The 12,768-nt window shown below is 62.9% G+C and carries 6 protein-coding genes; all 6 read left to right on the top strand.

The window, feature by feature from the left end; all coding sequences use genetic code 11:
* Positions 1–117: 117 nt before the first annotated feature.
* The 6 genes from Q0L25_RS03725 to Q0L25_RS03700 all read left to right on the top strand — a co-directional run bounded on the left by Q0L25_RS03725 (position 118) and on the right by Q0L25_RS03700 (position 12,737).
* Complete coding sequence (locus tag Q0L25_RS03725; RefSeq protein ID WP_296611677.1) at positions 118–1,347, top strand: ROK family transcriptional regulator; 1,230 nt, start codon at positions 118–120, stop codon at positions 1,345–1,347.
* Between the two features lie 236 nt (positions 1,348–1,583).
* Positions 1,584–3,926: a GH92 family glycosyl hydrolase gene (locus tag Q0L25_RS03720; RefSeq protein ID WP_296611675.1), complete on the top strand. Its 2,343-nt coding sequence runs from the start codon at positions 1,584–1,586 to the stop codon at positions 3,924–3,926.
* A gap of 129 nt (positions 3,927–4,055) precedes the next feature.
* Positions 4,056–5,996: a glycoside hydrolase family 2 protein gene (locus tag Q0L25_RS03715; RefSeq protein WP_296611674.1), complete on the top strand. Its 1,941-nt coding sequence runs from the start codon at positions 4,056–4,058 to the stop codon at positions 5,994–5,996.
* Between the two features lie 229 nt (positions 5,997–6,225).
* Positions 6,226–9,261 carry a TonB-dependent receptor gene (locus Q0L25_RS03710; protein WP_296611672.1) on the top strand — a complete coding sequence of 1,012 codons (3,036 nt, stop codon included), beginning with the start codon at positions 6,226–6,228 and terminating at the stop codon, positions 9,259–9,261.
* Between the two features lie 78 nt (positions 9,262–9,339).
* A complete protein-coding gene (locus Q0L25_RS03705; protein WP_296611671.1) occupies positions 9,340–10,395 on the top strand; it encodes a glycoside hydrolase family 43 protein in 1,056 nt (351 codons plus the stop codon).
* Complete coding sequence (locus Q0L25_RS03700; RefSeq protein ID WP_296612217.1) at positions 10,395–12,737, top strand: GH92 family glycosyl hydrolase; 2,343 nt, start codon at positions 10,395–10,397, stop codon at positions 12,735–12,737. Before Q0L25_RS03705 ends, Q0L25_RS03700 begins: the two co-directional genes overlap by 1 nt.
* Positions 12,738–12,768 lie beyond the last annotated feature (31 nt).

The raw sequence follows: 12,768 nt of genomic DNA, 5'->3' as shown, positions 1-12,768 counted from the left end.
CATTGGCGTTCTCGACTGGGGGTCGCTAGGTGGTAGCGCTATGCTCGGGGTGGCCTGTCGTCGCGTGATTGAAACGGGAAGAGGGGCTTGCCGCGCTCCGGCAATAGGGATGTCCGGATGACCCAGCCAACCACCCGCCTCAGGCTTTCCGGCACCAATCTGGAGCGCGCCGCCGATCACAATCAGCGCGTCACGCTCCATGCCATCCGCATCAACGGCCTGCTGACCCGGGTGGAACTCGCCGCGATCACCGGGCTGACCGCGCCGGCGATCGCCAATATCACCAAGCGCCTGCTCGCCGATGGCTTGATCGAGGAGGCGGGTCAGCGCCGCGGCGGGCGTGGCCAGCCGCCGACCAAACTCGTCATCAATCGCGATGCCTGCCACTCGATCGGCGTCAATATCGACCGCGACCATATCACCATCGTGCTGGTGAATTTCGCCGGCGAGACCCTGGCGCGCGTCTCGGAGGAAGTGAATTTCGCGCTGCCCGATCATGTCCGCTCGCTCTACCGGCGATCGATCAAGGAGATGATGCGAACGGCGGGGGTCAAGGAATCGAGCCTAGTCGGCCTGGGCGTGGCTGTTCCCGACGACCTCGGTCTGGTCGATCTGCCTGGGCGTCCCGCCGCTTATGCCAAGTGGGACAAGATCGACATGAGCGATCTGTTCGACAAACCCTTCTCGCTGCCGGTCTTCGTCGAAAATGACGCCGCCGCCGCGGCGATGGGGGAAATGCAACTCGGCCTGGGGCAGAAGCACAGCACTTTCTTCTACATCCTGATCTCGTCGGGGCTGGGTGGCGGTCTCGTCATCGATGGCGCCTATTTCCGCGGCGTCGATGGCCGCAGCGGGGAGCTGGGCTTCATGCACGCGCCCGGTAGCGGCCAGCGCGACCAGATCCAGAATCTCGTATCGTTATCGGGGCTGGCCGGGCTGCTCGAGCGCGACGGCCTTGGTCTGGCGGATGTCATGGGGGTCGAGAAGATGTCGCCCGCCGCGGAAAAGTGTGTCGACCGGTGGATCGCCCAGGCTGCCGAGCAGCTCTATGTCCCGCTCGAAGCGGTGAACTGCCTGATCAATCCCGGCGTCGTTCTGGTCGGAGGGCGATTGCCGAGCGCGATCGTCGAACGCCTGGCGGCTCGGGCGTACGATCTGTTGCGCGAAAAGGCGACCAACGTGCCGGTGATCGCCCCGGTCGCGCGCGCCGCTTTGTCGGACGATGCGCCTGCGGTCGGTGCCGCGATCCTGCCGTTCAGCCATTTCCTGCTGCCCAAGCCCGGCGCCTTGTGGAAAGTGCCGGCCACTGGTGACGTCAACGGCCGGACAATTCAGCCGGCGCGCTAAGCCGCCGGCGCGCAAAAACGGCGCTGATCCGTCCCAACCTCGTCGGCCGGTAACGCCCGCCATTTGCAGCGTTTTTCGTCTGTGCTAATTCAATTGACAAAATGCTTAATTTAATTGACGGTGCAGCTCGACGCCATTGGAAGCAGGCCAATGGAGTGGTCGCCAGAGGGCAGAAAATAGCTCCGAGATTGAGAGGAAGTGCCGTGGGTATCCGCCAAACGTTTCCACGGACGAACGTGCGGGGCCGCAGCGCCCGGCTGTTGCTACTGCCGCTAAGCCTGTCGATCGCATTATCGGCGGCGGCGGTCGTCAGCGCGCAGACGGCGCCCGACAAAGCCCCGGTTGATGAGGTCAATCCCCTGGTCGGCACGGCGCCGCTCGATCGCCCCGACTTGATCGGCAATGCGCCGCCGCCGGGCGAACCCGTTTATTCGGGCCAGACCTCGCCGGGCGCGCGCCTGCCGCACTCTTCGGTCGAGGCAGCGCCGATCAACAACAATATCGCGCTGTCCTATCCGAACGGCGTCCAGGTTCCTTATTATTACACCAATCCGACGATGATCGGATTCTCCGGTGGCGGGGGCGCTTCCTATGGCGGCCGCGCGGAGCCGATCATCATGCCGGTTGTCGGCGACTGGTCGGTGCCGCCGGCCTATTCACAATCCTATTACGATAAGTCGCGCGAGATCGCCTCGCCAGGCTATTATTCGGTCTATCTCGACACGTTCCGGACGACGGCCGAACTGACCGCGACGCAATGGGCGAGCCTGATGCGGTTCACGTTCCCGCAAAGCGACCGGTCGAACGTGCTGATCAACTTCCCCGAGCATGGCGGCGATATCGAGATCGTCGACAGCCAGATGGTGCGGGGCGTGTCGAAGGACAGCGGCGGCGCGGACGGCGCCTATTTCGTCGCCATATTCTCGAAACCGTTCACCAGCCTGGGGACGTTCGGCAAGGCAGCCGGCGACGCCAAGGGATGGGGCATCGGCGAGAAAAGGGTCGAGCCCGATCAGCGCAGGATCTCGGGCAGTTTCGCCGGCAGCTACGTCACTTTCCGCACCAAGGCGGGCGAGACGGTGCTGATGAAGATCGCGCACGGCACCAGCTATGCTCAGGCCGAGCAACGCCTGCGGGAAGAATTGCCGGGCTGGGATTTCGATAGGGTACGTGGCGCGGCGCGTGGCGCCTGGTCGAAGCTGCTCGATCGCGTCCAGGTGACCGGCGGGACGCCCAAGCAGCGGATGCTGTTCTATTCGACCTTGTTCCAGTCGTTCGCCAGCCCGCGCCTGGTCGCCGCCAAGGGAGAGAAGTTCACCAACACCAACGGCAAGGTGCAGACCGCGACGCATGACCGGTACAGCCCGGTGCCGTTCTGGGATACCGGCCGCAACCAGATCGTCCTGCTCGAATTGATGGAGCCGGACACGATGCGCGACGTCATGCAGTCCGAACTCGACATGGCGCGCGAGCAGGGCTTCATGAACACGTCGTTCCACGGCGACAATGCGGTGTTCATGTATCTCGGCGCGTGGGAACGCGGCATCCCGTTCGACTATCCGGCGGCGTACGAATATCTCCGCAAGAATGCGACCGACCCCGCTGGTCCGCGCCACTATCTCGCCGAATATGACAAGAACGGCTGGATCGCCGACGAGATTCCGGACCACAATCCCAGCCCGCCTTATGCCGGCGGCAAGGCGGGCGCGGCCACTACGCTCGAATATGCCTGGGACGATTTCGCGATGGCGCAATATGCCAAGCGCTTGGGGAAGATGGACGATTACGCCATGTTCCTGAAACGGGCGCATAATTATGCGAACGTGTTCGACAAATCGATCGGCTTCGTTCGTGGCCGGACCGCCGACGGCAAGTGGATCTCGCCGTTCGATCCGGGAGAGCCCTATTATAATTTCATGATGAAGGAAGCGTCGGGCTGGTCGACCTTGTGGCTGGTGCCGCACGATGTCGGCGGCTTGGCCAAGCTGATCGGTGGGCGCCAGGCCTTCACCGCCAAACTCGACCGGTTCTTTTCCACGCCCTACAATCCCAAGGGGATCTGTCGCGATTGCACCGGGCTGATCGGTCAATATGTCCAGGGCAATCAGCCCGACCAGCAGGCGGCCTATTATTACGATTGGGGCGGCCAGCCGTGGAAGACGCAGGCGCTGACACGCCGGATTCTCGCCGAAATGTATGGCAGCGATGCTTCGGGTTACGGCTATCCCGGGATGGACGATCAGGGCGCGACATCGTCCTGGTACGTGCTGAGCGCGATGGGATTCTATCCGGTCGATCCGTCGAGCCAGAATTACATCATCGGCAGCCCGATCTTCGACGACGTCAAGCTTCAGATGGGCAACGGCAAGACGTTGGAGATCGAAGCCAGGAACAACTCGGCCGCAAACATCTATATCCAGTCGGCAACGCTCAACGGCAGGCTGTGGACCAAGCCGTGGTTCAGCCATGACGACATCAAGAACGGCGCCAAATTGGTGCTGACAATGGGAGCAACGCCGAACAAGACTTGGGGCGTGGCACCGGCCGACGCGCCCCCATCGATGTCGCCGATGCCTTGACCGCCTATCGTTTTGCCTCCGTTTCCCCTCCCCCCCTCGACGGAGGCAAGAGCCCAGGGCTGCGCCAGCCCGCGCGCCCTGGGCTCACTTTTGATCGCTACCCGGCTCCGACATCCGAGGAGAAACGCCATGCGCACGCTGATCGCAGCAATCGCGTCGACGATCCTGGCAATGAGCGCCGCCGGTGCGGCAGCGCAGACCGTGCCGGCGAGCGACGGAGTCTATACCAGCGACCTGATGACGAAATGGGGCAAGGAGGTAACCCCGGATAATGCCTGGCGCAGCTATCCCCGGCCGCAATTGAAGCGGGAGCGCTGGCTCAATCTCAACGGCCTGTGGGATTATGCGATCGCAAAGGCTGCGGCGCCGCAACCGACCCGGATGGATGGGCAGATCCTTGTGCCCTATCCGGTCGAATCGAAACTGTCTCGGGTCGCGCGTAAGGTCACGCCCGACGATCGCATCTGGTATCGGCGAAGCTTCACGGTGCCGCAGGACTGGGCCGGCGAGCATGTGATGCTCAATTTCGGCGCCGTCGATTTTGCCGCGACGATCTGGGTCAACGGCGCCGTGGTCGGGTCGCACAAGGGCGGCTTCGACACGTTCGGTTTCGACATCACCGACTATCTCAAGCCCGGCGCGAACGAACTGGTCGTGCAAGTCGCCGATCCGACCAGCGCCGGCACGCAGCCGCGCGGCAAGCAGATCCTCGACCCGTCTGGCATCTGGTACACCGCGGTCAGCGGGATCTGGCAAACGGTATGGCTCGAGCCGGTGCCGAAACTCCATATCGAGGACGTTCGGGCGACGCCCAATATCGATCGGGGCGTGGTGGATGTCGCCGTCGCGCTGAGCGGCTGGGCAAACGACACCGATGCGGTAAAGCTGACCGCGAGCGCGGGCGGCAAGGTGATCGCATCGACGATCATCCGCGCCAATCGTCGCGCGACGCTTGCCATTCCCAATGCGCGCTTGTGGTCGCCCGACGATCCCCATCTCTACGACCTCAAGGCCGAGCTGGTGACGGTCCCCGATCCCTATGCCGGCCAGGACGAGCGCGATCGCAAGGCTTATGACGCGCGCTTCACCGCGGGAGAGGATCGGACCTATGCCGCCGCGCGCGTAGCCGGCGCGCCGCGCGACACGGTCGATACCTATTTCGCGATGCGCAAGATCTCGATCGGCCCGGGGCGGGTCACGGGTCAGCCGGCGATCCTGCTCAACAACAAGCCGCTCTTCCAAAACGGGACGCTCGACCAGGGCTGGTGGCCCGACGGCCTCTATACTCCGCCGTCCGAAGAAGCGATGAAGAGCGACCTCGTCTTCCTCAAGAAGGCCGGCTTCAACATGCTGCGCAAGCATATCAAGGTCGAGCCGGCGCGTTACTATTACGACGCCGATCACCTCGGCATGCTGATCTGGCAGGACATGCCGTCGGGCGGTGGCGAGGATCAGTTCGTCACCGGCACCAGCAAAAGCCAGGCGGTGCTTTCGTCGGACGCTATGGCCGAGAATCAGAACGAGCTCGCGGCAATGATCGGCGATCTGCGCGCCTTTCCCTCGATCGTGCTGTGGGTGGTCAACAATGAGGGTTGGGGACAGTATGATTCCGCCACCCTGGCTCGATACGTCAAGGGAATGGACCCCAGCCGGCTGGTCGATGCCGATAGCGGTTGGCTCGACGTCGCACCCGGCGCCTCGGATGTGTTCGACATCCACACCTACGAAGACGTACCCAATACGCCGGCGCGCCAGTCCGCTCGCGCGATCGTGATCGGCGAATATGGCGGCATCGGCATGCCGATAGCGGGCCATATCTGGCGGCCGGGCAAGAAGAATTGGGGCTATCAGGTCGCGACCGGCGAGGAGGATTATCTCGCCCGGTTCCGCCGCAAGATGGCGGGCGTCATCCGTGCCGCGCGCGAGGATGGGCTGAGCGCCTCGGTCTATACGCAGACGACCGATGTCGAGGACGAGATCAACGGCCTGCTGACCTATGATCGTGCGCGCGTCAAGGCGCCGCCCGAAGCGCTGTCGACGATCGCCGCTCCTCTGCGAGAGCTGCCTTAACCGACTTATTGCGCTGAAGTAAAACGATAAAATCTGGTTCTGATAATGAGGGTTGAGTTGCGCCCGGGCGGAAAAAATCGCACCGGACAATTTAATTGACAAATTGCTTTTTATATTCTGAATTGCGGCACGCCAGGTTGGCAGTCGGACTTCGCGCCGCGCCACGGTGCCGAACGAAAAGAAAAACGGAGGGCGCCAACGCCCTCGCTCAAGGAGAGGGAAGATCCATATGAACATTCGTCACATCGATCTGTGCCAGGGGACAGTGTGCACTCGATCGCGGGCCAGACTGATTCGCGATCTCATGCTGACCGCCGGCGCGGCGATCGGTTTCTCGGGCGGTTTCTCCGGCATCGCGCAGGCGCAGACCGCGCCCGCCACGCCCGATGCGAACGCGCAACCCGCTGATCCCCAGGCAAGCGATCCTCAGGCCGCTGGCTCGGCTGGTGAGATCACCATCACTGGTTACCGCCAATCGATCGAAGCCAGTCTTCGTACCAAGCGCGAGGCCAATGCCTTTATCGACGTCATCACTGCCGAGGATGTCGGCAAATTCCCCGACAAGAATGTCGCCGACGCGCTCCAGCGCGTGCCGGGTGTCATCATTTCGCGCGACGGCGGCGAGGGCTCGCGGGTCAGCATTCGCGGCCTCAATTCCGACCTGACGCTGACCGAGCTCAACGGCAATTTCATCGCCGGTACCGATAGCGGCGATCCGTCGCGGTCGTTCAACTACCTGCTGCTGCCGTCGAGCATGATCGGCAGCGTCGAAGTGTACAAGTCGCCCGAAGCGCGGCTTGACGAAGGTGGGGTCGGCGGCACCGTCATCCTGCGCACGCGGCGTCCGCTCGATCTCAAGCCCTGGTCGGGGTTCGTCTCGGCCGAGGGGACCGACGCGGACGTCACCAAAAAGGTCGAGCCGCAGCTGACCGGCCAGATTTCGTGGCGCAACGAATCCGGTACGATCGGCTTGTTGGTCGGCGGTAGTTGGCAGAAGCGCACCAACCGCGAGATGGAAGGGTCGACCGAGAGCTGGCAATGGTGGACCGACGGCGGCCGCAACGGCAAGCAAGCGACCGACGTTAACGGCAACGTGCTCCCCAACCAGGACGCGATCACTTATTGGTCGGAGGACAAGGCCCCCACGACGCGGTCGGGTCAGCATTATAACGGCTATTGGGCGCCGCAGTCGGTCGACGAGGACATCACCACCGACAAGCGCGAGCGCATCGGCATCCAGGCGACGATCGACATCAAGCCGTTCGACAATCTGCGTCTGACCGCCAATTATTTCCGCTTCCAGCTCAACCGCACGCAAGAGGAAAACGTCCTGAAGATCCCCGAATGGGGCTATGGCAACTTCTTCACCGGGGCGAAGTTCGACAAGAGCGGTACGGTCATGCAATCGGCGACCTTCGAGGTACCGCCGGCCGGCCAGGGCTGCTCGGCCAACACCCCGATCTGTACGATGGAAACGCCGCAGCTTTCGGGCATCTATCAGCGCGAGAAGCAGATCTCGAACACCTACGACCTGCACGGCGACTGGAATCTCGGCCACCTTGCCGTATCGTTCGCGGTCGGCAAGACCAAGTCGACCGGCGGTCCGTCGCAGCAGATGAAGGTCGCGGTGAAGCCTCGCCTGACCGGTACCGTCACGCAGAACGGCAACTTCCTGAGCAGCTGGGACTTCAGTGGCGGCGACCTCGGTATGACCTTCTCGCCCGACGTGCAGAAGAACCTCCTGGCCGGTATCGCTCAGGTCGATACGGGGTCGACCGGGTCGGGCTACACCAACAGCAGCATCGAGCAGCGCTACGCCCAGATCGACGTGACGCGCACGTTCGACGACTTCTTCATCAGCTCGATCCAGATCGGCGGCAAGTGGCGTGACGGCCGCGTCCAGCGCTCGACCGGCGAGCAGGATTGGTATGCCGATCCGGCGACGTTGCTGCGCTTCCAGGACACGCCGCAGGGCGCGGTGGCGCAGCCGTCCTTCTTCTACAGCAATCCGATCACCAACATCCCCGGCGGGTTCACGGCGTCGTCCTATCCGGCGATCAACATGGCCAGCTACCTCAACTACCTCAATTCGACCTACGGTCCCGCCGTGAAGGTCCCGCAGCCGCAGAACCTCTACCGGATCCAGGAGAAGATCTGGGCCGGCTATGCCCAGCTGAACTTCAAGTCGGGACCGATCCGCGGCAACGTCGGCGTGCGCGTCGTGAACACGAAACAGTCCGGCACCTCGACCGATACGCTGTATTTCGAGAATGATTATTGCGTCGACGGTCCCGGTGGCCCGTTCGATCCCAACCGGCCGATCGGCCCGGACGGCAATTGCCAGGTCATTCCGCAGAGCCAGCGCGAAGTCCGCGTCTACAGCCCGAACAGCGAGTCGAAGAGCTATACGAACGTTCTGCCGAGCTTCAACATCTCATGGGACGTCACGCCGAACCTGCTGGTCCGTGCCGCGGTTTCGAAGGTCGTGGCTCGTCCCGCCTATAACGACCTCGGTTCGGCACGCTCGCTGACCTTCCATTCGGACGCCTATACGTTCGATCGCGCGCAGTTCGGCGAACGGGCCGGCTGGTCGGGCGATGGCGGCAATTTCAACCTCTCGCCCTTCTCCGCCTGGGCATATGACATCGGCGCGGAATGGTATTTCCACCCGGGTTCGGTGCTCGGCGTGGCCGCCTTCCGCAAGGACGTGAAGAACTTCGTCGTGCCGCTGGTGCTCGACCTGAACCAGGAAGTGCAGGGGCAGACCGTGCTGGTCCAGTCCTATTCGACCCAGGCGAACGGCTCGAGCGCCGTGTCGGAAGGCGTCGAAGTCTACGCGCAGCACACTCTGTCGTTCGGGCTCGGTGCGCAGGTGAACTTCACTTACAATCACACGTCGGTCGCCGACGTATCGCTCGACGGCAAGAAGATCGGCACCTCGCCGCTGGTCGGCAGCGCCAAGACGCAGTGGAATGCGTCGATATTCTACGAAAAGGGTCCGGTGCTGTTGCGGGCATCGTACAATCGACGCGGCGAGCGGGTGCAGGGACTGGTCTCGGGTCTGAACGTCTATGACGATCCGTATCAGCAGGTCGACCTCAACGCCTCGTTCGAAGTGTTCCACAACTTCACGATCACCGGCGCGGTGATCAACCTCACCAAGGAGACGGAGCGCTCGCATCTGGGGAACGACACCAATGCTCGCTATTATTCATCGCGTTATACCGGCCGCCGCTTCTATCTCGGCGCCGCGTACAAGTTCTGATCGATCGTAACCGGGACGGCGGTTTCCTCTCCGCCGCCGTCCCAACCAAAGGGGCGAGACGCCATGCGAAGGATAGCGATGCGCCTTGCCGCTGGGCTCGCGCTAGCGGTGGCGGCCCCCGTGCATGCGTCCAATCCGATCGTGCCCGGCTGGTATGCCGATCCCGAGATCCGGATCTTCGCCGGCCAATATTGGATCTATCCGACCTATTCGGACGATAGCGGCAAACCCGACCCGATGCCGCCATTCGCCGCCTTGCAAAGGGCGAAGCGGGCCAAGCCGAAGATCCGTCCGGAATATCTCAAGCAGACGTTTTTCGACGCCTTTTCCTCGCCCGATCTCGTGCATTGGACGCGGCACCGGCACGTGCTCGACGTCGCCAGCATAAAATGGGCGGCCTATGCCGTCTGGGCACCATCGGCGATCGAGCGCGACGGCAAATATTACCTCTTCTTCGGCGCCAACGACATTCAGAGCGACAAGGAGACCGGCGGCATCGGCCTGGCGGTATCCGACACGCCAGGCGGCCCGTTCCGCGACGCGATCGGCCATCCTTTGGTGTCTGCCTTCCACAACGGTGCGCAGCCGATCGATCCGTTCGTCTATCGCGACGACGATGGCCGGACCTATCTCTATTATGGCGGCTGGGGCCATTGTAACGTCGTCCGGTTGAGCCGCGACCTCAAGTCGGTGGAGCCCTACCCGGACGGCTCGACCTGGAAGGAAATCACTCCGCCCGGCTATGTCGAGGGATCCTTCGTGATCAAGCGCAAGGACATCTATTATCTGATGTGGTCGGAAGGCGGCTGGACCGGTCCCGATTACCGCGTCGCCTACGCGACCGGCAAAAGCCCGCTCGGTCCGTTCGAGCCGAGGGGGACCATCCTCGCGCAGGATTTCCGCATCGCCAGTGGCGCGGGGCATCATTCGGTGGTCAACGTGCCGGGCACGGACGATTGGTACATCGTCTATCATCGCCGGCCGCTCGGCGACGACAATGGCGGTCACCGCCAGCTCGCGATCGACCGCATGACGTTCAATCCCGATGGGACCATCCAGCCGGTCGTCATGACCAACGAAGGCATCGCGCCGCGGCCATTGCCGGCCATCATGAACAAGGAGCGCCGACCGTGATCAGAACCTTTGCCACGCTGCTCACTGCCGGCGGATTGGTGTCGTCGGCGATCATCGGCAGCGCGGCGCCGGCCTATGCACAGCCGGTCGCGGCACCGCAGCCAGCCTTGGTCGACCTGATCAACCCGCTGATGGGCACCGACAGCGATCATGCGCTGTCTTACGGCAACACCTATCCGGCGATCGCGGTGCCGTGGGGGATGAATTTCTGGACGCCCGTCACCGGCAAGATGGGCAGCGGCTGGGGCTACACCTATGCCGCGAAGAAGATCAACGGCATCAAGCAGACGCATCAGCCCAGTCCCTGGATGAACGATTACGCCGCGCTCGCTTTGTTCGCCGAGACCGGTCCGCTCAAGATTCAGCAGGAAGATCGCGCCAGCTGGTTCAGCCACAAGGCAGAGGAAGCGCGCCCCTATGGCTACAAGGTCTATCTCGCCGATTACGACGTCACCGCCGAAGTCACGCCGACCGCGCGCGCGGCGCAATTCCGCTTCACCTTTCCCAAGAGCGACGACGCCCACATCCTGATCGACGGCCAGGATGGCGGATCTATGGTGACGATCGATCCGGTCAAGCGGCGGATCACCGGCTATGTCCGCAACAATAGCGGCGGCGTGCCCGACAATTTCCACAATTACTTCGTCGCCGAATTCGACCACGATTTCACCGTCACCCGCACCTGGGACGACAATTACCAGCTCTCCGCCGCGAAAACGCGCGAGGGCGGCCATGTCGGCGCGGTGGTCAGCTTCAAGACCGCGGCGGGCGAGCAAATCGGCGTCAAGGTCGCGTCATCGTTCATCAGCCCCGAGCAGGCCGCGCGCAATCTGGACGTGGAAGTCGGCAAGGACGGTTTCGACCAGACCCAGGTCAAGGCGAAGCAGACATGGGAAGCGGAGCTCTCACGCGTCCGGGTCGAGGATCCCAGCCTCGACAATCGCCGCACCTTCTACTCGGCGCTGTACCGCATGCTGCAATTCCCGCGCATGTTCTACGAGATCGATGCCAAGGGAAAGCCGGTCCATTACAGCCCCTATGACGGCAAGGTCCATGCCGGCTTCCTGTACACCGACAACGGCTTCTGGGACACGTGGCGCGCGGTCTTCCCGTTCTTCGCGATGATGTATCCCGAGCGCGACAGCGAGATGATGCAGGGGCTGGTCAACACGGTGAAGGAAGGCGGCTGGCTGCCCGAATGGGCGAGCCCCGGCTATCGCGACGTGATGATTGGATCCAATTCGGCGAACATCATCGCCGACGCTTATGCCAATGGCGTGCGCGGGTTCGATGCGGAGACGCTGTACAAGGCGATGGTCAAGAACGCGACGACCAGCGCGGGCCGGCCCACCGACAAGAAGGGCGAGGTCATCAGCGCGGTCGGTCGCGAAGGCGTCGAATATTACAACCGGCTCGGCTACGTGCCGTACGATGTCGGCATCAACGAGAATGCCGCGCGGACGCTGGAATATGCGACCGCCGATTTCTCTCTGTCGCGCTTCGCTGCGGCGCTCGGCAAGACCGACGATGCGAAGCTCTATGCCGAACGCGCGCAGAATTACCGCAAGCTCTACGATCCCCAGTCCGGCTGGATGCGCGGGCGCAACAAGGACGGGTCGTGGGAGACGCCGTTCAACCCGTACAAATGGGGCGATGCCTTCACCGAAGGAAACGCGCTGCACTACACTTGGGCAGTGATGCAGGACACGCAGGGCCTGATCGACCTGATGGGCGGCGACAAGAAGTTCGTCGATCGGCTCGACGGCATCTTCACCGCGCCGCCGATCTTCGATGACAGCTATTACGGCACGGTGATCCACGAAACGCGCGAAATGCAGATCGTCAACATGGGTCAATATGCCCATGGCAATCAGCCGATCCAGCACATGATCTATCTCTACGATTGGGCCGGCGCGCCGTGGAAAGCGCAATATCACGTCCGCGACGTGATGAAGCGGCTCTATTCAGCGGCCCCCGACGGCTATCCGGGCGACGAGGATAACGGCCAGACCTCGGCCTGGTACGTCTGGTCGGCGCTCGGTTTCTATCCGGTGACGCCGACGGTCGGCCAATATGCGATCGGCAGCCCGCTCTTCCGGAAAGTCACCTTGACGATGCCGAACGGGAAAACGCTGGCGATCGAGGCGGAGAATAACGGCCCCGACAATGTCTACATCCAGTCGGTGACGCTCAACGGCGCGCCGCACGATATGGCCTATGTCACGCGCGAAGCTCTGGCGCAGGGTGGGGTGCTGCGGTTCGTGATGGGGCCGATCCCGAACAAGCAATGGGCGAGCACCAAGGCAGCCGCGCCCTTCTCGATGAGCGCGCCCGCCAAGTGACCCGGAGAAAGACGCTGACCCCCAATCGACG

This window comes from Sphingomonas sp. (assembly GCF_024508665.1).
GTDB lineage: Bacteria > Pseudomonadota > Alphaproteobacteria > Sphingomonadales > Sphingomonadaceae > Sphingomonas.
Note: the sequence above shows the minus strand (reverse complement) of the source record. Positions and strands in the feature narration are given on the sequence as shown.

Coding starts and splice junctions, on each gene's coding strand:
- Q0L25_RS03725 (WP_296611677.1), top strand. CDS start 118: ATGACCCAGCCAACCACCCGCCTCAGGCTTTCCGGCACCAATCTGGAG.
- Q0L25_RS03715 (WP_296611674.1), top strand. CDS start 4,056: ATGCGCACGCTGATCGCAGCAATCGCGTCGACGATCCTGGCAATGAGC.
- Q0L25_RS03710 (WP_296611672.1), top strand. CDS start 6,226: ATGAACATTCGTCACATCGATCTGTGCCAGGGGACAGTGTGCACTCGA.
- Q0L25_RS03705 (WP_296611671.1), top strand. CDS start 9,340: ATGCGCCTTGCCGCTGGGCTCGCGCTAGCGGTGGCGGCCCCCGTGCAT.